This is a genomic window from Kitasatospora sp. NPDC096077, from assembly GCF_040303245.1.
Taxonomy (GTDB): Bacteria; Actinomycetota; Actinomycetes; order Streptomycetales; family Streptomycetaceae; genus Kitasatospora.
In genome coordinates this window covers 148366-169327 of record NZ_JBEOSV010000002.1, presented here as the reverse complement: position 1 = coordinate 169327, position 20962 = coordinate 148366, and the positions used below count along the sequence as shown (strand labels likewise).

The 20962-nt window shown below is 73.3% G+C and carries 23 protein-coding genes; 15 read left to right on the top strand and 8 right to left on the bottom strand.

The window, feature by feature from the left end:
• The first annotated feature begins 70 nt into the window (after positions 1-70).
• Both ABTZ03_RS02595 and ABTZ03_RS02590 read left to right on the top strand, forming a co-directional pair.
• The gene (locus ABTZ03_RS02595; protein ID WP_350511009.1) at positions 71-598 is read left to right on the top strand and encodes a hypothetical protein; all 528 of its coding nucleotides are present in this window, start codon (positions 71-73) and stop codon (positions 596-598) included.
• Complete coding sequence (locus ABTZ03_RS02590; RefSeq protein WP_350511008.1) at positions 595-1017, top strand: hypothetical protein; 423 nt, start codon at positions 595-597, stop codon at positions 1015-1017. The genes ABTZ03_RS02595 and ABTZ03_RS02590 overlap by 4 nt, the downstream gene beginning before the upstream one ends.
• Positions 1018-1025: 8 nt before the next feature.
• Here the strand turns inward: ABTZ03_RS02590 and ABTZ03_RS02585 are convergent, their stop codons facing one another.
• Positions 1026-1901, bottom strand: a complete 876-nt coding sequence (locus tag ABTZ03_RS02585; protein ID WP_350511206.1) for a helix-turn-helix transcriptional regulator — start codon at positions 1899-1901, stop codon at positions 1026-1028.
• A gap of 111 nt (positions 1902-2012) precedes the next feature.
• Between ABTZ03_RS02585 and ABTZ03_RS02580 the strand changes: the two genes are divergently transcribed.
• Entirely contained in the window at positions 2013-3500 is a 1488-nt protein-coding gene (locus ABTZ03_RS02580; protein ID WP_350511007.1) for an MFS transporter, read from the top strand.
• A 143-nt stretch (positions 3501-3643) separates the two neighbouring features.
• On the opposite strand, the gene ABTZ03_RS02575 is transcribed toward ABTZ03_RS02580, so the two are convergent.
• Together ABTZ03_RS02575 and ABTZ03_RS02570 are read right to left on the bottom strand one after the other, a co-directional pair.
• The gene (locus tag ABTZ03_RS02575) at positions 3644-4438 is read right to left on the bottom strand and encodes an alpha/beta fold hydrolase (protein ID WP_350511006.1); all 795 of its coding nucleotides are present in this window, start codon (positions 4436-4438) and stop codon (positions 3644-3646) included.
• A gap of 61 nt (positions 4439-4499) precedes the next feature.
• Positions 4500-4862, bottom strand: a complete 363-nt coding sequence (locus tag ABTZ03_RS02570; RefSeq protein WP_350511005.1) for a MerR family transcriptional regulator — start codon at positions 4860-4862, stop codon at positions 4500-4502.
• Between the two features lie 76 nt (positions 4863-4938).
• Here ABTZ03_RS02570 and ABTZ03_RS02565 point away from each other — a divergent pair, with 76 nt between their 5' ends.
• Positions 4939-6186 (top strand): MFS transporter, encoded by a 1248-nt coding sequence (locus ABTZ03_RS02565; RefSeq protein WP_350511004.1) that lies wholly within the window; start codon positions 4939-4941, stop codon positions 6184-6186.
• 47 nt (positions 6187-6233) lie between these two features.
• On the opposite strand, the gene ABTZ03_RS02560 is transcribed toward ABTZ03_RS02565, so the two are convergent.
• Complete coding sequence (locus ABTZ03_RS02560) at positions 6234-6824, bottom strand: alpha/beta hydrolase (protein WP_350511003.1); 591 nt, start codon at positions 6822-6824, stop codon at positions 6234-6236.
• Between the two features lie 30 nt (positions 6825-6854).
• Positions 6855-8153, bottom strand: a complete 1299-nt coding sequence (locus ABTZ03_RS02555) for an MFS transporter (protein WP_350511002.1) — start codon at positions 8151-8153, stop codon at positions 6855-6857.
• 93 nt (positions 8154-8246) lie between these two features.
• Between ABTZ03_RS02555 and ABTZ03_RS02550 the strand changes: the two genes are divergently transcribed.
• The 7 genes from ABTZ03_RS02550 (at position 8247) to ABTZ03_RS02520 (ending at position 14258) form a co-directional block, all read left to right on the top strand.
• Complete coding sequence (locus tag ABTZ03_RS02550; protein ID WP_350511001.1) at positions 8247-8480, top strand: hypothetical protein; 234 nt, start codon at positions 8247-8249, stop codon at positions 8478-8480.
• 308 nt (positions 8481-8788) lie between these two features.
• Positions 8789-9310 (top strand): YqeB family protein, encoded by a 522-nt coding sequence (locus tag ABTZ03_RS02545; protein WP_350511000.1) that lies wholly within the window; start codon positions 8789-8791, stop codon positions 9308-9310.
• A gap of 10 nt (positions 9311-9320) precedes the next feature.
• Positions 9321-10151 (top strand): transcriptional regulator, encoded by an 831-nt coding sequence (locus ABTZ03_RS02540; protein WP_350510999.1) that lies wholly within the window; start codon positions 9321-9323, stop codon positions 10149-10151.
• A gap of 158 nt (positions 10152-10309) precedes the next feature.
• The gene (locus ABTZ03_RS02535; protein WP_350510998.1) at positions 10310-11002 is read left to right on the top strand and encodes a hypothetical protein; all 693 of its coding nucleotides are present in this window, start codon (positions 10310-10312) and stop codon (positions 11000-11002) included.
• Between the two features lie 63 nt (positions 11003-11065).
• Entirely contained in the window at positions 11066-12190 is a 1125-nt protein-coding gene (locus tag ABTZ03_RS02530; RefSeq protein WP_350510997.1) for a threonine aldolase family protein, read from the top strand.
• Between the two features lie 73 nt (positions 12191-12263).
• On the top strand, positions 12264-12842 hold the full coding sequence (gene ybiA / locus ABTZ03_RS02525; RefSeq protein ID WP_502894370.1) for a riboflavin biosynthesis intermediates N-glycosidase: 579 nt from the start codon (positions 12264-12266) through the stop codon (positions 12840-12842).
• 213 nt (positions 12843-13055) lie between these two features.
• Positions 13056-14258: a hypothetical protein gene (locus tag ABTZ03_RS02520; RefSeq protein WP_350510996.1), complete on the top strand. Its 1203-nt coding sequence runs from the start codon at positions 13056-13058 to the stop codon at positions 14256-14258.
• Positions 14259-14349: 91 nt separating this feature from the next.
• On the opposite strand, the gene ABTZ03_RS02515 is transcribed toward ABTZ03_RS02520, so the two are convergent.
• On the bottom strand, positions 14350-15732 hold the full coding sequence (locus ABTZ03_RS02515) for a glycine--tRNA ligase (RefSeq protein WP_350510995.1): 1383 nt from the start codon (positions 15730-15732) through the stop codon (positions 14350-14352).
• Positions 15733-15923: 191 nt separating this feature from the next.
• Here ABTZ03_RS02515 and ABTZ03_RS02510 point away from each other — a divergent pair, with 191 nt between their 5' ends.
• The 4 genes from ABTZ03_RS02510 to ABTZ03_RS02495 are packed head-to-tail and all read left to right on the top strand — an operon-like array spanning position 15924 to position 19103.
• A complete protein-coding gene (locus ABTZ03_RS02510) occupies positions 15924-16925 on the top strand; it encodes a metal ABC transporter substrate-binding protein (RefSeq protein ID WP_350510994.1) in 1002 nt (333 codons plus the stop codon).
• A gap of 14 nt (positions 16926-16939) precedes the next feature.
• The gene (locus ABTZ03_RS02505) at positions 16940-17704 is read left to right on the top strand and encodes a metal ABC transporter ATP-binding protein (protein WP_350510993.1); all 765 of its coding nucleotides are present in this window, start codon (positions 16940-16942) and stop codon (positions 17702-17704) included.
• A complete protein-coding gene (locus ABTZ03_RS02500; RefSeq protein WP_350510992.1) occupies positions 17701-18657 on the top strand; it encodes a metal ABC transporter permease in 957 nt (318 codons plus the stop codon). The genes ABTZ03_RS02505 and ABTZ03_RS02500 overlap by 4 nt, the downstream gene beginning before the upstream one ends.
• Positions 18658-18692: 35 nt before the next feature.
• Positions 18693-19103, top strand: a complete 411-nt coding sequence (locus ABTZ03_RS02495) for a Fur family transcriptional regulator (RefSeq protein ID WP_350510991.1) — start codon at positions 18693-18695, stop codon at positions 19101-19103.
• Between the two features lie 105 nt (positions 19104-19208).
• Here ABTZ03_RS02495 and ABTZ03_RS02490 read toward each other — a convergent pair whose 3' ends face one another.
• Positions 19209-20051 (bottom strand): isoprenyl transferase, encoded by an 843-nt coding sequence (locus ABTZ03_RS02490; protein WP_350510990.1) that lies wholly within the window; start codon positions 20049-20051, stop codon positions 19209-19211.
• Positions 20052-20055: 4 nt separating this feature from the next.
• Positions 20056-20802, bottom strand: coding sequence for a DNA repair protein RecO (recO, locus tag ABTZ03_RS02485; protein WP_350510989.1), 747 nt, complete (start codon positions 20800-20802; stop codon positions 20056-20058).
• Between the last annotated feature and the right edge of the window lie 160 nt (positions 20803-20962).

Below are 20962 nucleotides of genomic sequence, written 5' to 3'. Positions count from 1 at the left end.
CTAGCTACACCCCGAATTCGGGGTGCGGCACCACCGACAAGCGGCCCCTCGCGACGGCAGGCTGGGGCCCATGACGAGCACCACATCGCACTCCGCCACTCCGCCGCACGGGCGGCCCGTCCCCGGGGACCACGGGGGTGTCCCCGGGGGCGCGCTCCGCCCGGCGCCGGGGCCGGAGGGGACGCTGCCCGCCGGGGCCGGGCCCTGGTCGGTCCGCAGCGTCGGGTCCGGCCGCGGCCGGGCCGCGCTGGAGCTGTACCAGCACGGCGAGTTGGCCGACGTCCTGGTCGCCGCCCGCCTCACGCCGCAGCTGGTGCGCGGCGCGCGGCGCAGCCCGTCCGCCGGGCGGGGCGCGCACGTGCTCGCCTGGGGGCGGCTGCCGGCCGACGGTACGGCGCCCTCGGTGGTGTTCACCGGCGGGCGGCGGCTGTTCCGTACCGCCCGGGCCACCGCGGCGGCCGAAGTGGTCACGGTGGCCGGGCAGTTCTGGCTGGCCTGCGCCGAGGGGCCGTACGACACCGTGCTGGTCGTGCCGCGGCCTGGCGGACCGGTGGAGCGGCTGACGCTGCAGCGGGTGCGCGAGGAGGTCTCCGCATGAGCATCGCCGTCGTCGCCGCTCCCGGGCCCGCCCTGCCGGAGCGGATCCGGGAACTGATCGAGCGGTTCGGGCCGTTGCCCGAGCGGTTCCGGCAGGTGCCGCGGCTGGCCGCGTTCGGGCTGCTGCCCTGGCTGATGCTGCTGGCCGTCGGGCAGCAGACCCCGTGGGTGGTGCTGGACTTCACGGAGTTCGCCGCCCTGCTGTCGCTGGACGCGCTGCTGCGCCGGCGCAGTGCCGCCGCCGTCTGGGCGGGCGGGGCGGTGGCGCTGCTGCTCGCCGGGGACGCCCTGGCCGACCTCGCCTGCGCCGGGCCGGGGCACGCGGTGCTCGCCGCGGTGGTGATGGCGTGCTGCGTCGAACTGCCGCTGGCGGCGGTGTGCCTGTTGCTCGGGCGCGAGGCGATACGTTCCCAGCCCTAGCCCCAGTCCTAGCCCTGGGGCAGTTGGTCCATCAGGAGGCGGGTCTCCTCGTCCAGCGGGGTGTAGCTGATCATGCGCGTACCGAGCCGGGGGCTGAGCCAGAAGTTGGTGTACTCGCAGCGCAGCAGGCCCACGCCCGGCACCTGGAAGCGCTTGATCCCGTTGCCCGGCCGCATCACCTCGTGCCGCTGCCACTCCTCCGCGAAGTCCGGCGAGGCCCTGAGCAGTCGGGCCAGCAGCGCCTTCCAGGCCGGCTCGGCGGAGTGGTCGGCCATCGCGGCGCGGAACCGGGCCACCATGCCGAGGCGCTCCGTCCGGTAGTCGATCAGCACCTCGCGGAAGCGCGAGGGGGTGAACGCCAGCCACATCAAGTTCCGCTCCTCCGGCGGAAGTTCACCGAGATCGCCGACGATCGCGGTGTACGGCACGTTGTGCGCCAGGATGTCGTAGCGGGAGTTGACCAGGGCGGCCGGGTACGGCGTCAGCTGCTCCAGCACCAGCCGCACGCTCGGCGTCACCGAGGGGCACTCAGTGACCGGCGCCGGGTCGTCCGCGCCGGCCAGGGTGAACAGGTGCGCCCGCTCGCTCGGGTCCATCAGCAGCGCCCGGGCCACCGCGTCCAGCACCTGGGCGGACACCTGGATGTCCCGCCCCTGCTCCAGCCACGTGTACCAGGTCACCCCCACGGCGGCCAGCTGCGCCACCTCCTCCCGGCGCAGCCCCGGGGTCCGGCGGCGACCGGTCATCGGCAGACCCACCTGCTCGGGCGCGAGCCGCTCGCGGCGGCTGCGCAGGAACGCCGCCAGGTCGTGCCGACGGGCCTCGTCGGGGGTGCCGCGGTGCGGCCCGAGGGCAGCGGGACGGGCTTGCGCGGGCGGGGTCATCAGGCTCATGCTCCCCAGCATGCGGCACTCCGCAGCCTGTTGCCAGGTACTTCTTATACCTGGATAACCACACTCTGGTACCAGGGTGAGGAGCGGCGGATCGTATGACCCGTGACTCAACCACTCGCCGTCGCCCCGGCCGCCACCCGGACCGCCCCCACCGCCGCTCCGCACGCCCCCGCCCCCTCGCCCTCCGGCGGCCCCGCCCCCTCCGGCTCCGCCTCCCTCGGCACCGCCGGACTGGTCACCGTGCTGCTCGGGGCCTTCCTGACGATGCTCGACTTCTTCATCGTCAACGTCGCCCTGCCCACCATCGACAAGGACCTGGCCGCCGGGCCCGCCGTACTGGAGCTCGTCGCCGCCGGCTACGGCATCGCCTTCGCCGTCCTGCTCGTCCTCGGCGGACGGCTCGGCGACATCTTCGGCCGCCGCCGGCTCTTCGTCGCCGGGGCCGGCGCCTTCGCACTCACCTCGCTGGCCTGCGGCCTCGCCCCCGACGCGTGGTCCCTGGTCGCCGCCCGCGCCGCCCAGGGCGCCTCGGCCGCGCTGCTGATCCCCCAGGTACTCGGCACCATCACCGCCGCCACCGACGGCGCCCGGCGCGGCCGCGCGCTCAGCGTCTACGGCGCGGTCGGCGGCATCTCGGTGGTCATCGGGCAGGTGCTCGGCGGGATGCTGGTCGCCGCCGACCTGTTCGGCACCGGCTGGCGCTCGGTCTTCCTGCTGAACGTGCCGTTCGCGCTGGTCACCATGGTCCTCGCGGTCCGCTACGTGCCGGAGAGCCGGGCCAGCCGGGCCGCCGCGGTGGACGTGCCCGGCACCGTCCTGCTCACCGCCACCCTGCTCTCCCTGCTCATCCCGCTGATGGAGGGCCGCGCGGCCGGCTGGCCGCTCTGGTCCTGGGTGCTGCTCGCCCTGTTCCCGGTGTTCGCCGTCGCCTTCGCCCTGGTCGAGCGCCGCGCCGAGCAGCGCGGGGACACCCCGCTGGTACCGCCCTCCCTGCTGCGGATCCCCGAGATGCGGCGCGGCCTCGGCATCGCGGTCCCCTACTTCGCGGGCTTCGGCGGCTTCATGTTCGTCATCGCCATCGCCCTCCAGCAGGGCCTGAAGCTCGGCGTGGTCGCGGCCGGCTGGGCGCTCGTCCCGATGGCCGTCGGCTACTTCACCGCCTCGCTCTCCGGCCCGCGGCTGATCGGCCGCTGGGGCAGCCGGGTGCTCAGCGCCGGCGCCGTCGTCCAGGCCATCGGCCTCGGCACCATCGCGCTGACCGTGCTCGCCGACACCGACCACTTCTCCGCGCTGCGGATGGCCCCGGGCGTCGCCCTGGCCGGCATCGGGCAGGGCCTGATCGGCACCCCGCTGTTCCGGGTCGTCCTCGCCAAGGTGCCCGCCACCCGGGCCGGCGTCGGCAGCGGCGTCCTCGCCACCGGCCAGCAGTCCAGCCTCGCCCTCGGCGTCGCCACCCTCGGCACCCTCTACCTCTCCCTCTCCCCCAGCCTCGGCATGGGCCGCGCGCTCGCCCTGTGCCTCGGCGTCCAGCTGCTGGGCTCCTTCACCGTGCTCTACCTGACCACCCGTCTGCCGCGCTCCATCGGCTGAGCCCGACCGGGCCCGGCCCATGGGCGACGGGCTCACAGGCGACGGGCTCACGGGCGACGGCGAACGGCCCCGCGACCGGAAGGAACCGGTCGCGGGGCCGTTCTGTCGCTCCGGCCGCTCCGCTCAGCCCCGCTCAGCCCTACTCAGCCCTGGAGCGCGTCGAGCCAGCGGCCGACCAGGCCCCGCACCGCCTCGGCGTCCTCCACCTGCGGGTTGTGGCCGACGCCGTCGAGCACCGCGGCCGTCATCCGGGGGTAGTGGCCGAGCAGGGCGAGCTGGTCGCGCCAGCCCACCAGGGCGTCCTGCCGGGTGGTGACCAGCAGATGCCGCCCGCGATGCTCGGAGGCCTTGTGCTCCGGCCAGTCCGGGAGCAGGAAGTCGGCCTCCAACTCGGCGGCCGCCGCCTGGTCGTGGACCCGAAGGCCGGGCAGCACGTACTGCTCGAACAGCTCCCAACTCGGTTCGGTGAGGCGGGCCATGACGTAGCCGAAGAGCTCGCGGTCGGCGGCCGGGAGCCGGGCCAGCAACTCCTCGTCACGCTCCAGCACGGTCTCCTCGGGCAGGGTCCGCTCCCCGTGCCAGCGCACCACCGGCACCAGCAGCGCCGAGCCCAGCACCTGCTCCCCGTACCGGGCCGTCACCGCCCGGGCCAGCTGGCCGCCGAAGGACTGGCCGACCACGGCGAACGGGCGGTCGCCCAACTCGGCGTCGATCCAATCGAAGACGGCCTCGGCCAGGGCGGTCGCCGAGGTCGGGCCCGACAGTCGGGGGCTGGCGCCGTGGCCGGGGAGGTCGAGGTAGAGGCGGCGCCAGCCGGGACGGTCGGCGAAGACGGGTTCGAGCGGGAGCAGGACGCGGTGGTCGACGGTGTAGCCGTGGATCAGGACCAGCGGGGTGCCGTCGCCGACGACGGTGTGGTGGAGCACGGATCGGGTCATGGGGCCACGATCCGACACTGACACCGGTGTCAAGGTCAAGGGCGGTTCCGGACCGGGCCGTTCAGGCCAGCTCCTTGACCACGTCCAGGTACTCCCGGATCGCGTCCCGGTTGCGGGTCAGGCACTGGATCCGGCGGGTCATCCGCTCGGTCTCCGACTCCAGGGTCTCCAGCATCTCCGGGGTGGCGTCGGTGAAGTGGATCGTCCGCGGGGCGTCCAGGCAGGGCAGGATCTGCTTGATGATCCGGGTCGGCAGCCCCGCGTCCAGCAGTCCGCGGATCTGGAGCACCCGGTCCACCGTGCGCTCGTCGTAGTCGCGGTAGCCGTTCGCCTCGCGACTCGGGAGGATCAGGCCCTGCTGCTCGTAGTAGCGCAGCAGACGCGGCACGGTCTCCGTCCGCCGGGCCAGTTCGCCGATCCGCATGGTGACCACCCTCACATCCCGACCGAGCCGCTCCGACTGGACCTTGACATCGATGTCAACGATAGACCATCGGCGCATGCCGACGAACGAACTCCGTTCCCCTGCCCCCTCGATGACGATCCCGACCACCGCCGGCGCCGATGCCGGGCCCGACACCGGGACGCCGGCCCGGCTGCCCTGGCCGGCCCTGCTGGCGCTGAGCACCGCCGGATTCATCACCCTGATGACCGAGGCGCTGCCCGCCGGGGTCCTGCCCGCGATGAGCGCCGACCTCGGCGTCAGCCAGTCCGGCGCCGGACAGTCCGTCACCCTCTACGCGGTCGGCTCCATCGTCGCCGCCATCCCGCTGACCGCCGCCACCGCCGGCTGGCCGCGCAAGCGGCTGCTGCTCCTGGCCGTCGGCGGCTTCACCGTGGCCAACGCGGTCACCGCCTTCTCCGGCGACTACCTGCTCACCATGGCCGCGCGCTTCGCGGCCGGTCTGGTCGCCGGACTGCTCTGGGCACTGCTCGCCGGGTACGCCCGCGGCATCGTCGCGCCCGAACAGCGCGGCCGGGCGATGGCGGTCGCGATGAGCGGCGCCACCGTCGCCCTCTCGATCGGGGTGCCGGCCGGCACCCTGCTGGCCGGGGCCGCCGGGTGGCGGGTCGCCTTCGGGCTGATGAGCGTGCTCGCCCTGGCGCTGGTCGGCTGGATCGCCGCGGCCGTCCCGCCCGCCCCCGGCCAGGACGAGGGCGACCGGCTGCCGCTCCGGCGGGTGCTGCGGATCCCCGGCGTGGCGGCCGTCCTGGCGGTCACGGCGGCCTTCGTGCTCGCCCACAACATCCTCTACACCTACGTCGCGGCGCTGATCGAACCGCTGGGCCTCGGCGGACGGACCGACACCGTGCTGCTCGTCCTCGGGCTGACCTCGCTGGTCAGCATCGCCGTCACCGGCGCCCTGATCGACCGGCACCTGCGCACCCTGACCCTGATCGCCTGCCTGCTCGTCGCCGCCGCGGCCCTGACCGTCGCCGCCGCCCTGCTCGGCTCGGCCTCCTGGCCGGTCTACGCCGCCGCCGCGGTCTGGGGCCTCGGCTTCGGCGGCGTCGCCACCCTGCTCCAGACCGCCGTCGCCGACGCCGCCGACACGGCCGCCGACCTCGCCCAGTCCCTGCTGGTCACCTGCTGGAACCTCGGCATCGCCGCCGCCGCGGGCGCGGGCGGCCTCCTCCTCGACCACGCCGGAACGGCCTCCCTGCCCTGGTCGGCCCTGGCCCTGCTGGCCCTCGCCCTGGCCGTGACGGCGGCGTCCCGCCGCCACGGGTTCCCAGCACGACGGTGACGCTCGGGCAGCCCGCCGCAGCCAACCGGGCTGCCGGGGAACGGAGTTCAGCCGTTCAGACCACCGACGAAGGAGTCCAGGCGGGTGACCGCCTCCCGGAGGAGGTCGACCGAGCCGAGCGGGTCGTCGGGCAGTTCCAGGCCGTGATCGGCGGCGGGCAGTTCCAGGAGCGCGTGGCCGGTGGAGTCGGCGAGGTCCCGGTCCCACAGCTTGTCGGCGCTTCCGCCGATCAGCAGGGTGGGGGCCGGGGTGCGGCGGAGGGCGCGGACCACCGGGTCGACGGTCAGGACCGGGGTCAGCCAGGCGGCCGCGAGGGCCCGGTCGGCGACGAGGCCGGCCGCGAAGGAGGCCAGCGACTTGCCGACCAGCAGTCGGCAGGCGCCGCCCTCGGCGTCGACCGCCTCGGCGACCTGCCGCTCCACCCAGGCGATCCGCTGCTCCTCGGTGAACTCCCGGAAACCGTCCGGGATCTGCCACCACAGCTCCTGCACCGTCCAGCCGTGCCGGAGCAGTACGGAGCCGGCGAAGTGCAGCAGCGGCCGGGCGGGCGAGTAGCCGACGCCGGGGACGACCAGTGCGACCCGGTCCGGGTCGCCGTCGTGACGGGTGGGGAGGCTGAGGGCGGCAGGAGCGGACATGGGGCGCAGGCTACCCCGCCGGACCGCGGGTCACGCCCCGCTCCCCACCGTCACCGCCGGTCCGGGCCGGGCGGTGACCACCGCGAGGGTGCCGGCCAGGGCGATCGCGGCGAAGACGGCCAGCGCGGCGGTGGTGCCGACCGCACCGGCCAGCGCCCCGCCGAGCAACGCCCCGACCGGCATGACGAGTTGGCCGATCGAGCGGGACAGGCCGAGCACTCGGCCCAACTGCCTTGGTGGCGACAGCTGTTGCTGAAGAGTCAGCCAACTCACGCCCCAGACCGTCGCACAGAAGCCGAACACCAGTTGGTAGACGATCAGCACCGGGAGCGCGGCACCGAGCGAGGCCAGCGGGATCAGGAACAGGGCAGCTGCGGCGAGCGGGCCGAAGAGCGGAATCACCCTGGTCAGGCCGACCCGCCGGATCACCCGCCGGGCGGTGAGCACGGCGGTGACGGCGGCGATGCTGTAGACGGCCTGGGTCAGCCCGAGTTCGCCGGGGCCCAGGCCGAGCACCTGGTAGGCGAAGTAGGCGAACAGCCCGGCCAGCCCGGCCCCGCCGAGGTTGAGCGCGGCCGCGGCGACGGCGAGCCGGGCCAGCAGCGGCCGCTCGCGCAGCACGTCGACGCCCTCGCGCAGCGACTCGACGACCCCCGGGCGCGCGGCGGAGCGCTCCGACTCCCCGCCCCGCGGGAGCCGGGGACGGAGGCGGAGCAGGCCCAGGGCGAGCGCGGACAGCCCGTAGCCGACCGCGTCGGCCAGCATCGCGGGGGCCGCACCCACCCACTGCACCAGGGCCGCCGCCAGCCCGGGCCCGGCGATCTGGCCGGCCGAACGGGCCCCGGCCAGCTTCGCGTTGACCGCCACCAGGCCGTCCTCGGGCGCGAGGTCCGCCACCACCGTCGGCACCGCGATGGCCGAGAGTCCACCCAGCGCCCCGGAGACGGCGGCCACCGCGCAGAGGTGGACCAGGGTCAGCGCACCGACCGCGTACGCCAGCGGGACGGTGGCGATCAGCAGCAGCTGGACGACGTCCACCGCGACCAGCAGCCGCCGACGGGAGACGACCCGGTCGACCAGCACCCCGGCGAACGGCCCGGTCAGCCCCTGCGCCCCGTACTCCAGGGCGAACAGCAGCGAGGCGGCCAACGGCCCGGTGTCCAGCAGCAGGATCGCCAGCGCGGGCAGGGCCAGCGCCGTGACCTGGGTGCCCGCCACCCCGACACCCTGCGCGAACATCAGCACGGGCACCGCACCGCGCACGGGTGAGGGGGCGGCCACGGGCGGCGGGGCGGCCGCCGGGGAGCCTCCTGTGCTGTCATCTGCCATGCCTGTCAAGCTACTTCAGGCCGTGGTGGCCCAACGGCCGGTTCCGCCATACTTGGTGTGCACAGTGATCGAGCCCGGAGGAAGGGGGAGCTCATGAGCTTCGTTCTCGTGTTCCTGGCCGCCCTGGCGGCCGTCGTCGGCGGCACCACGCTGCACCTGGTCCGCCGTGAGCGGGCCCACCGGCAGGCGGCGGACGGTACGGAGGGCCTGCTGATCGAACAGCGGCGGACCTCCCAGGCCCTCCGGATCCGCGCCGTCTACTCGACCTTCGCCACCCACCACGGCAACGGCCTGTTCCCCGACAACCTGCACCAGCAGTACTCCTGAACGTCCCGCACGGGGGCCCACCCAGCAGCACCGGCCCCCGCGCACGCCGCCCGTACGGGCCGCGCGACAACCCGGGTTCGCCCGCCGGCCCCCTTGCCCCGACCACGGCGGCCCGGAGTTCATCGAGCCGGATACCACGGCCGCCGTCGACGGCGTGCCTGCCCCGCGCATCATCGGCGCGCCCGCGACGCCGACCGCGATCCGAGCGCATCGAGCCACCTCACCCCGCGCCGCGCCGCCCCACGCCTTGCCGCGCCGCCCTGCGCCGGATCCCGCGTTAATCTATCGCCTCTGCTACGGTCGTATCCATGAAGAACGATTTCGATGCCCGGCCGACCGAGACCGAGCTCCGGATGCCCCTCGACACCAAGGTGGTCATCTGGGTCTTCTGCGGCGTGGCCGGCGCCGGCCTCGGTTTCGCCGTCCCCTGGCTGCTCCGATTCGCCGCCGAGCACCCGATCCCGTACGCGGACACCGTGCGGTTCCTGGGCTCCTTCGACTCCCCCGCCATGGTGATCGGCCGGCCTGCCCTGCTGGCGGCCGTCGGCCTGCTCATCGGGCTCTTCCTCACCCACCACGCCGCCACCCTGCGCATCTCCGACGAGCGGATCACCATCGTCGAGGGCGACGACACCCGGGTCATCGCCCGCGACCAGATCGGCGGCGTCTTCCGGCGCGGCGGCAAGGTCCGGATCGAATCCCCGGTCGGCCGGGTGCTGTTCGACGACGACGTCGAGGGCCGGCCCGCCGTCATCGCCGAGGCCTTCTGCCGCCACGGCTACCCTTGGGAGGGCGCCCGGGCCGCCGCCGGGGGCGCGATCGAGAGCTGAGGTTCCCCCGTTGTCCGACTACAGGGCCGCACCACGGACGGTCGTCGAGGCCTGCTTCGACCCGCAGGGCACCGCCTCCCTCGCCTACGTCTACGACCTCGCCGCGTCGGCCGGGCTGGCCGACCAGCCGGTCCGGCTGGCGATCCGCCGACTGGAGGCGGCGGGCGTCCTGCGACAGGAGGGCCGCGGCCGCAAGGGCCGGCTGCTGCTGACCGACACCGGACGGCTCCGGACGGACCAGGACGCCCAGCTCATCGCGCTCGCCTACGCACAGGACGCCGGCCGGGCCCCGTGGGACGGTCGCTGGCGGCTCCACACCTTCTCCGTCCCCGAGCAGCACCGGCCCGAACGCGACGCCCTGCGGGCCGCGTTGACCCGACTCGGCGCCGCCCCGCTCACCCCCGGCGCCTACCTCAGTCCGCACGACCTGCGGGCCGAACTCGTCACCGAGACCTCGGAGTCCACGGTCGGCGACTACCTGATCACCGCCGAGGCCACCCGGCTCACCGGCCCCGGTTTCACCGACCCGACGTCGATCGCCGAGCGGCTCTGGCCCGCCGCCGACACCGTCCAGGCCTACCGCCCGCTCGCCGACGCGCTCGCCCGGCAACCCCTCACCCCCGACCCCGATGAACTCGTCGTGGCCGCACTGGAGTTGGCCGACGCCTTGAGCCGGGCACTGGAACAGGACCCGCTCCTGCCACCGGAACTGCGCCCCACCCCCTGGCCGCCCGCACAGCTCCGCCGCGCCTTCCAGGACCGGTGGACGGCGATCCGCCTCCGGGCACCGGACCTCTCCCTCTTCCGCGCCTTCGACACCCCCGGCGCGCCGTCGGCCTGACGGACGCCCCCAAGCACTGCCGACCCGACCGAACGCCCCCATGCCTGTAGGCAAGTTGTGACGGAAATGCCGACGGAACCGGCTACCCGGCGCATCGCCCTCGTGGGACCGTACCCTTCGTGCACCGCAGTAGGCGGTGACGGGGGGAAGGGTTCGGCATGGGCCACAGCACGCGCACGTCCGGAAGGCTTCGCATCGTCCTCACGGCTCTGCTCCTCGGCGCTGCCGCGTGCAGCGTCGCGCCCGGGAGCCACCGGCCCGCCGACGGCAAGGCCGCCGGTCCCCCGCCGCAGATCATCCCCAGCCTGCCCCGGCCGCCGTTCCCGGAGAAACCCCGGCAGGCGATCCTGCGGATGGCCAGGGAGGACGGCACCGCACCGGCGCACGAGAGCCAGATCGCCCTGGCCGAGTACGACAACAGCGACTACGGACCGGAGCTGATCTGGCGCCCCGAGAAGACCGACAGCCTCTGCGTCGGGAGCTCCACCGGGAAGGGCTCGAGCAAGTACTGTCCGACGGCCGAGAAGCTGCACCTCGGCACCCTCCCGGTCCCCGGGGTCGACATCTTCCAGAACGTCTCCCAGTTCACCACCGGCCGGCGGCAAACGGAGTGGACGGGGATGCTGATGGCCCGCGGCGAGGAGATCGACCACCTCTCCTGCCAGGGACGGGCGTTCCCGGTCCGACGGGTGTTCTCCTTCCAGCACGACAATGTGCCCTTCACCGTCTACACGGTCACCGTCTCGGAGGACCTTCCGAGCGACTACCGGGTGTCCGTCCGCCGCGGCGGCGGGTCGGCCGAGGAGCGCCTGTCGTTCCCGGGCTGGCAGATCACGCCCGCATCCTGCTGAGCACCCGCCCCCGGCCGGGAAAAGCTGTTGGTCCGACTTCCCTACCCGTCCGACAATCGCCGGATGACCGACGATCACATCGACTGGGACCGACTCCGCGCCGCCCGCCGGGCCTGCACCCGGTTCCTGTCCGGAAGCCGTCCACTGAGCATGCACGAGCGGCTCACCGCGCTCCTCGCCGCGGTGGAACCGGGCAGCTACCCCGACCTCTACGGAAACGGCGGTCCGGTCCGGGAGCTGGAGGAGCGCACCGCCGCGCTGCTGGGAACGGAGGACGCGGTCTTCTTCCCCACCGGCACCATGGCCCAGCAGGTCGCCCTGCGCCACCACGCCGCGCAGACCGGCCGCCAGGCCGTCGCCCTCCACCCGCTCAGCCACATCGAGCGGCACGAACGGCACGCCCACAGCCAGCTCACCGGCCTGCGCGGGCTCTGGCCCACCACCGAACCGCGCCAGCCCACCGCCGACGAACTCCGCGGCCTCGGCGAGCCGTTCGGCACCCTGACGGTCGAACTCCCGCTCCGCGACCCGGGCTTCGTCCTCCCCAGCTGGGACGAGCTGACCGAGCTGGTCGCCGCCGCCCGCGAGGCCGGTGCCCGGGTGCACTTCGACGGCGCCCGACTGTGGAACACCACGACCCACTTCGGCCGGTCGCTCGACCGGATAGCCGCCCTCGCCGACAGCGTCTACGTCTCCTACTACAAGGACCTCGGCGGCATCAGCGGCGCCGCCCTCGCCGGGGACCGGACGCTCACCGCCTACGCCCGCACCTGGCGCCACCGCTACGGCGGACAGCTCTACCAGCAGTGGCCCGCCGCCCTCGCCGCGCTCACCGGCCTGGACACCGCGCTCCCGCTGATCCCCGGCCACATCCGCCACGCGGCCACCCTCACCCCCGCCCTGGCCGCCCTCCCCGGCGCCCGGCTGTTCCCGGCCGTCCCACCCACCCACGAGTTCCAGCTCTGGCTCCCCCACTCCGCGAACGCCCTGAACACCGCCGTCCTCGCGCTCGCCGAACAGGAGAAGACCTGGTTCATCCCCGAGTGGACCGACGCCGCCCCCGGCCTCGCCATGGCCGAGATCGGCCTGGACGGCCCGGCCCAGGAGTGGACGCCACAGGACGTCACCGAACTCGGCCTGCGCTTCCTGGAACTGACCGAGGCCGCGGAGCGGGCCGCCACCGACTGAGGCGAGTTCGATCAGCTGACGGCGCATGCAAAGGGTTGGCGGGCGCCGGAGGCTTCGTGTCAGAATGACGATTATGAGCAAGCAGCATGTGGGGGGCTTCGCCGACGTCCGCGACCGTGCGGGGCTGGCGGCCCTGATGGACACCGGGGCGCGGCCGAAGTGGGTGATGTTCTGGGGGCACACCGCGCGCAAGGGCGGTGGGACGCGGCAGGAGTGCCTGAGCCAGTGGTGGCCCGGGCGGTTCAGCGTCGACGGGGAGGAGTACGCCTCCGCCGAGCACTGGATGATGGCCGGGAAGGCCCGGATGTTCGGGGACGAGGAGGTCGCGCAGCAGGTGCTGGCGGCCGGTACGCCCGCCGAGGCGAAGAAGCTGGGCCGGCTGGTGCGGGGCTTCGACGAGGAGACCTGGACGGCGGGCCGGTTCGAGCTGGTGGTCGAGGGGAACGTCGCGAAGTTCGGCCAGGACGAGGCCCTGCGGGAGTACCTGCTGGGCACCGGCGGTCGCGTCCTGGTCGAGGCCAGCCCGGTGGACCGGATCTGGGGCATCGGGCTGGCCTCGGACGACATCCGGGCCGAACGCCCGCTGGAGTGGCGGGGGTTGAACCTGCTCGGGTTCGCCCTGATGGAGGCGAGGGCCCGGCTGGGCGGCTGAGACCCGCCACCGGCAGGGCGGTCGGCCGCGCATCCGCGGGGCGGCCGTTGCGGGGAGCGCGACCGGCGCACTACCCGCAACGGCCGCCCCCTGCGCGCTCCTTGACACCACTCGGGCACGACTGGTCGCGCTCTCGTAACTCCATCGCCACATTCCGACGCCAGGATGTCCCGCAGTCAGGGTAGAGATGGACAGGTTGGGGCGATCATGCGCATGCGGTCGACGGAAGAATCCGCAGGCCAGCAGCCGGAGGACGAGCAACGGGCCGCCGAACTCCGGGCAGAACTGGACGAGTTACTCCGCGCGAGCCGTTACGCGAGCCAACGCGAACGGCGGCTGAACGAGGCGATACGGGCGACGCCGGGCCGCCAGCACCCGGACGGGGACCTGCTGCGGCAGCTCGCCCAGGCCCGCGTCCTGCGCGAGGGGCTGAGTGCGCGGTGCCTCCAACTGAGCGATCAGCTCCAGGAGTTGGAGATCGAGCTCAGACAGCGGCAACACCCTCAGCCGAACCCGCCGGAACCCCGCCCCCACCTCCACTCCCGGCCGCACCGGACACCACAGCCACGCCGGTCGTCCCAGCCCCTTCAGGCACCGCAGCCGCACCAGGCACCACAGCCACCCCCGCCCCCCGAGCCCCACCGGCAGCACCAGCCGCCGCCACCGGCCACCCGACCCGACCTCGGCGCCCTCACCGAGCGGATCACCGGCCTCCACCGCACCGGCGCCCTCCCCGAGGTCGAGGAGCTGCTGAACCAGGCCGCCGCCCGTCTCGCCCCCGCCGACGCCGCCCTGCTGGTCGGGATGCTCTCCCGGCGGGGCCCGACCGGCGCCTCGCTGCAGCTGGCCCGGACCGCCGCCGGGAACACCCCCGAGCACGCGGTCGCCGTCCTCGCGGAGCTGCGCGAACTGGGCCTGACCGAGGAGGCCGCCGAGCTGTTCCACGCCTTCTGGGCCTACCCGGCCTCCGCCGTCCCGGCCCTGCTCGGCGCGCTGGAGCGGGCCGGGCAGCACGCCGACGGCGCCACCCTGCTCTGGGAGTGGGGCTCGGCCCCGACCTCCGAGCTGACCTCGCTCGCCGCCTGCCTCCAGCAGCACGGCCGCCCCGCCGACGTCCGGACCCTGCTGCGCCAGGCGGCCGGCCGCCCGACCGCCGACCTGGTCGGCCTCGCCACCGAGCTGCCGCCCGCACTCGCCACCCTGCTGCTGCACGAGCTGGCCGCCCTGCGCCCGCCGACCGAACTGGTGCGCCTGGCAGCCGCGTTGGACGGCCACCGGGAGCTCTACGGGCAGCTGCTGGCCGCCCTGCTCGCCGACGGCGCCCGCCACCGCACCACCCTCGCCGCACTGCGCACGGCCGGCCTGCCGACCGCCCCGAAGCCGGCCGCCCCGCGCTCCCGCTGGGGCCGGCGCTAGGCCCTGTCCGGCGCCGAACAAGCGAACAAGCGGGGAGCCCCCGGTCGCCCTCCCGCGAGAGGGCGACCGGGGGCTCCCCGGAGTACCGGACTCAGCAGCCGATCAGACGCGCCGCCAGGTACGCCTTGACCTGGTCCAGCGACACCCGCTCCTGCGACATGGTGTCGCGGTCGCGGACGGTCACCGCGTTGTCCTCAAGGGTGTCGAAGTCGACCGTGACGCAGAACGGCGTGCCGATCTCGTCCTGGCGGCGGTAGCGCTTGCCGATCGCGCCCGCGTCGTCGAACTCGACGTTCCACGCGGTGCGCAGGTCGGCGGCCAGGCCGCGGGCCTTCGGCGACAGGTCGGCGTTGCGCGACAGCGGCAGGACGGCGACCTTGACCGGGGCCAGCCGCGGGTCGAGCCGCATGCCGACGCGCTTCTCCATGACGCCCTTGGCGTTCGGCGCCTCGTCCTCGAAGTAGGCGTCGATCAGGAAGGCCAGCATGGCGCGGTTGAGACCGGCCGCCGGCTCGATGACGTACGGGAAGTAGCGCTCGCCGCTCTCCTGGTCGAAGTAGCGGAGGTCCTTGCCGGAGGCCTCGCTGTGCACCCGCAGGTCGTAGTCGGTGCGGTTGGCGACGCCCTCCAGCTCGGAGAACTCGGAGCCGCCGAAGTTGAAGCGGTACTCGATGTCCACGGTGCGCTTGGCGTAGTGGGACAGCTTCTCCTTCGGGTGCTCGAAGAAGCGCATGTTCTCGGTGCGCATGCCGAGGTCGACGTACCAGTCCCAGCGCTGCTGGAGCCAGTACTCGTGCCACTGCTCGTCGTCGCCCGGCTTGACGAAGAACTCCATCTCCATCTGCTCGAACTCGCGGGTGCGGAAGATGAAGTTGCCGGGGGTGATCTCGTTGCGGAAGCTCTTGCCGGTCTGGGCGATGCCGAACGGCGGCTTCTTGCGCGAAGTGGTCTGGACGGAGCTGAAGTTGGTGAAGATGCCCTGGGCGGTCTCGGGGCGCAGGAAGGCCAGGCCGCTGGCCTCCTCGGTGACGCCGAGGTGGGTCTTCAGCATGCCCGAGAAGTCCTTGGGCTCGGTGAACTGGCCCTTGGTACCGCAGTCGGGGCAGTTGACGTCCTTGAGGCCGTTCGGCGGCGGGAAGCCGTGCTTGGCCTCGTACTTCTCCTCCAGGTGGTCGGCCCGGTGGCGCTTGTGGCAGGAGAGGCACTCGGTCAGCGGGTCGTTGAAGGTGGCGACGTGGCCGGAGGCCTCCCAGACCTCGCGGGCCAGGATCACCGACGAGTCGAGTCCGACGACGTCCTCACGGGCCTGGACCATCGTGCGCCACCACTGGCGCTTGATGTTCTCCTTGAGCTCGACACCCAGCGGTCCGTAGTCCCAGGCGGCACGCGTGCCGCCGTAGATCTCGCTGCAGGGGTAGACGAAGCCACGGCGCTTGCTCAGGCTGACGATCGTGTCGATCTTGTCGGCGGCCACAGTGCTCTCTTCAGTACGTACGGCACGGTCAGGGCACGGCTGGTTGCTCGTACCCGAATACCTCAGGTTACCGGCCAGACGGGTACGGGGTTCAAATCGGTATCGTCCGGCTCCCCCCATCCACGGTCACCTGCCGTTCACCCGCCCGAGTGAGTTGACAATCATTTCCACTTCACATGAGAATGATTGTCATGATGATCGGACTGCTCAGCCGCCGGACCCGCAAGACCGCCGCCCTCGCCGTGACCGCCCTCGCCTCCGCACTGGCCCTCACGGCCTGCGGCAGCGGCGGCAGCAGCGCCAAGGGCACGGACGGCAAGCTGAACGTGGTCGCCTCCTTCTACCCGATGGAGTTCCTGGCCCGGCAGATCGGCGGGGAGCACGTCTCGGTCACCGACCTCACCGCGCCCGGCGTCGAGCCGCACGACCTGGAGCTCACCGCCAAGCAGGTCGCCAACGTCCAGAAGGCCGACGCGATCATCTACCTCAAGGGCCTGCAGCCGACCGTCGACCAGGCCGTCGGCCAGTCCTCCAGCAAGCACCGGATCGACGCCACCGCGGCCAGCCCGCTGGTCGACCACCACCTCGACGAGGGCACCGCCGAGGCCGACGGCCACCAGCACGAGGGCCCGGCCGGCGACCCGCACATCTGGCTCGACCCGACCCGCTACGCCGCGATCGCCAAGAGCGTCGGCACCGAGTTCGCCAAGGCCGACCCGACGCACGCCGCCGACTACCAGAAGAACACCGACGAACTGGTCACCAAGCTCACCGCCCTGGACCAGGACTTCCAGGCCGGGCTGAAGGACGTCAAGACCAAGACCTTCGTCACCAGCCACGCCGCCTTCGGCTACCTCGCCGACCACTACGGCCTCACCCAGGTCGCCATCAACGGCGTCGACCCGGAGTCCGAGCCCACCCCGGCCCGCCTCGCCGAGGTGCAGAAGGCCGCCAAGGACAACGGCGTCACCACGGTGTTCTTCGAGACCCTGGTCAGCCCCAAGCTCGCCGACACCGTCGCCAAGGACCTCGGCCTCAAGACCGCCGTCCTGGACCCGCTGGAGGGCGTCAAGGACCCGTCGAAGGACGACTACCTGAGCGTCATGCGGCAGAACCTGGCCAACCTCCGGGCCGCCCTCGGCGCCCCCGACAGCGCCCCCGCCGCCTCCGCCACCCCCACCCCCGCGAGCTGACGGGACGCACCGCCATGACCCACCCGATACCCCCGGCCGTCCGCCTCCGTGACGCCGTCGCCTCGCGCGGCGGCCGGCCGGTGCTGCGCGGCGTCGACCTCACCGTGGCCCCCGGCGAGGTGGTCGCCCTGCTCGGCGCCAACGGCTCCGGCAAGTCGACCACCGTCAAGGCCGTGATCGGCTCCGTGCCGCTGGAACAGGGCGACCTGGAGCTGTTCGGCACCCCGTACGGCTCCTTCCGCGCCTGGTACCGGATCGGGTACGTCCCCCAGCGCACCACCGCCGCCTCCGGCGTCCCGGCCACCGTGCGCGAGGTGGTCTCCACCGGCCGGCTGGCGCAGCACCGGCTGCTGCCCTTCCGCCGCCGGGACCGCGCCGCGGTGGACCGCGCGCTGGCGGCCGTCGGCATGCTGGACCGGGCCGGGGACGGCGTCGCCGACCTGTCCGGCGGCCAGCAGCAGCGGGTGCTGATCGCCCGCGCCCTGGTCGGCACCCCCGACCTGCTGATCATGGACGAGCCGATGGCCGGCGTGGACGCCGCCAGCCAGCAGGTGCTCGCCGACACCCTGCGCGCCGAGGTCGGGCGCGGCGCCTCCGTCCTGCTCGTGCTGCACGAACTCGGGCCGCTGGAACCGCTGATCGACCGCGCCGTGGTGCTCCGGGACGGCTGCGTCGCGCACGACGGCCCGCCGGTGCCCAACACCGGCCTGCACGCGCTGCCCGGCCACGACCACGTCCACCCGCACGCCGACCTCACCCCGCCGAGGCTGCTCGCATGACCGAGATGCTCTCCTACGACTTCATGCAGCGCGCCCTGCTCGCCGCCGTGCTGGTCGGGATCACCGCCCCCGCCGTCGGCATCTACCTGGTGCAGCGCCGCCAGGCCCTGATGGGCGACGGCATGGGCCACGTCGCGATGACCGGCGTCGGCCTCGGCTTCATCTTCCAGACCAGCCCGGTCTGGATGGCCGTGCTGGTCTGCGTGCTCGGCGCGGTCACCATGGAGCTGGTCCGCTCGCGCGGCAACCAGCGCGGCGACATCGCCCTCGCGATGCTCTTCTACGGCGGCATGGCCTGCGGCAAGCTGCTGGTCTCGATGTCCGCCCAGGCCGGGGCCGGCTCGCTGGAGAGCTACCTGTGGGGCTCGATCCTCACCGTCGCCCCCGCCGACCTGGCCACCATCGCGGTGCTCGGCGCGGTGGTCATCGCGGTCACCGTCGGCCTGCGCCGCCAGCTCTTCGCGATCTGCCAGGACGAGGACTTCGCCCGGGTCACCGGTGTACCGGTGCGCACCCTCAACCTGCTGCTCGCGGTGATGGCCGCGGTCACCGTCACGGTCGCCATGCGGGTGGTCGGACTGCTCCTGGTCAGCGCCCTGATGGTGGTCCCGGTGGTCGCCGCGCAGCAGCTCACCCGCTCCTTCGCCGCCACCCAGGCGGCCTCGATCGCGCTCGGCGTGGTGGTCTCGCTGGCCGGCGTCACCGGCTCCTACCAGCTGGACGTGCCCTCCGGACCGGCCATCGTGCTGCTCGCCATCGCGGTCTTCGCGGTGTTCAGCCTGATCGCCGCACCGCTCGCCCGTCGCCGCCACCGCCGCGGCGACGCCAACGGCACCGACCCGGGGCCGCAGGTCTGCGACGTCCGGATCCCCGGCCAAACACCCGGCCAAGTCCCGGGAAAGACTTCCTCCGACACGACCACCCCGGAGCGGGGGGCCGGGCTGGCACAATGAGGTGCGTGACGCCCACGACCCCAGGAGGACCCACGGTGACCACCGCAGGCCCGTCGCCGCGCGCCCGCTCGACCAGGCAGCGTGCCGCCGTCTCGGCGGCCCTGGACGAGATCGCTGACTTCCGCAGCGCCCAGGAGCTCCACGACCTGCTCAAGCACCGCGGGGACTCCGTCGGTCTGACCACGGTCTACCGCACCCTGCAGTCGCTCGCCGACGCCGGCGAGGTGGACGTGCTGCGCACCGCCGACGGCGAGGCCGTCTACCGCCGGTGCAGCAGCGGGCACCACCACCACCTGGTCTGCCGGCACTGCGGTGCCACCGTCGAGGTCGAGGGCCCCGCGGTCGAACGCTGGGCCAACTCGGTCGCCGCCGAGCACGGGTTCAGCGACATCGCGCACACCCTGGAGATCTTCGGCACCTGCGCGGACTGCGCCAAGAAGGCCTGACGCCCGTACCGGGGCAGCCGGTGCGGACGACGCCGAAGGGCCCGCGGGAATCCTCCCGCGGGCCCTTCGGCGTGGCCGTCGACACCGCATGCCGCCGCCGGACCGTCAGCGCTGGGCCGGCAGCTCCAGTCCACCGCCGGGCAGCTCGTTCGGGATCGCCCCGCCGAAGCGGCGGTCGCGCATCGCGAACTGCTCGCAGGCGCGCCACAGGTCACGGCGGTCGAAGTCCGGCCAGAGCACGTCCTGGAACACGAACTCGGCGTACGCGGACTGCCAGAGCAGGAAGTTGGAGGTGCGCTGCTCGCCGCTGGGGCGCAGGAAGAGGTCCACGTCCGGCATGTCCGGGTGGTACATGTACCTGGCGAGGGTCTTCTCGTTGACCTTCTTCGGGTCCAGCCGCCCGGCCGCCACGTCCAGCGCGAGCGCCTGTGCGGCGTCGGCGAGTTCGGCCCGGCCGCCGTAGTTGACGCACATGTAGAGCGTCACGGCGTCGTTGCCCTTGGTCTGCTCCTCGGCGACCTGGAGCTCCTGGACGACGCTCTTCCACAGCTTGGGCATCCGGCCGGCCCAGCGGATCCGCACGCCCATCGCGTCCATCTCGTCCCGGCGGCGGCGGATGACGTCCCGGTTGAAGTTCATCAGGAACTTCACCTCGTCGGGCGAGCGCTTCCAGTTCTCGGTGGAGAAGGCGTACAGCGAGATGTTCTTGACGCCGAGCTCGATCGCGCCCTTGAGGACGTCCAGCACGACGGACTCGCCGACCTTGTGGCCCTCGGTGCGGGGCAGCCCGCGCTCCTTGGCCCAACGGCCGTTGCCGTCCATCACGATGGCGACGTGGTCGGGGACCAGCTCGCCGGGGATCTTCGGGGGCTTGGCGCCGCTGGGGTGCGGGGTCGGGGGGGTGTAGTCCCGCTGCTTGCCGCCGCCGAAGAGCCGTCGCGCTGCCATGTGCTCACTTCTCCACGTATCTCATCGAGCGGATGCCCCGCTCCAGGTGCCACTGCAGATAGGCCGCGACCAGGCCGCTGCCCTCCCGCCAGTACCGCGGCTCGCAGGCGTCGGCCGTCCGCCAGTCCCCTGACAGCAGCGCCCCGAGCAGTACCAGTGTCTCAGGGGAGGGTACGGCACATCCGGGCACTCGGCAGTCCGCGCAGAGGACCCCGCCCGCCTGCAACGAGAAGAAACGGTTCGGCCCGTCCAGGCCGCACTTGGCGCAGTCGGTGAAGCTCGCGCCGTACCCGTTCACCGCGAGCGAGCGCAGCAGGAAGGCGTCCAGCACCAGGTGCGACTCGTGCGTCCCGGCCGCCAGCGTGCGCAGCCCGCCCACCAGCAGCAGGTACTGCTGGACGGCCGGCTCGCCCTCGTTCTCGGCGAAGCGCTCGGCCGTCTCCAGCATCGCGGTGCCCGCGGTGTAGCGGCCGTAGTCGGTGACGATCGAACCGCCGTACGGCGCGATGGTCTCCACCTGGGTGCACAGCGGCAGCCCGCGCCCGATCAGCTCGCTCCCCCGGCTGAAGAACTGCACGTCCACGTGCGAGAACGGCTCCAGTCGGGCGCCGAACTTGGACTTGGTCTTGCGCACCCCGCGCGCCACCGCGCGCACCTTGCCGTGCTGGCGGGTCAGCAGGGTGATGATCCGATCGGCCTCGCCGAGCTTCTGCGCCCGCAACACGACGCCGTCGTCCCGGAAAAGACTCATGCCCACCATTGTCCACCAGCGACGGACAGCGGCGGACAGCCGTGTTGCCCGCACCGGGGGCCGTGGGGGAGGACCACTGCGGTGCGGGTCACGGCGGGCCCGGAGGGGGGTGCGGGCCCGTTTGTGGGGGATTCGGAAAGTCCTCGGGCGGGCTGCGGCC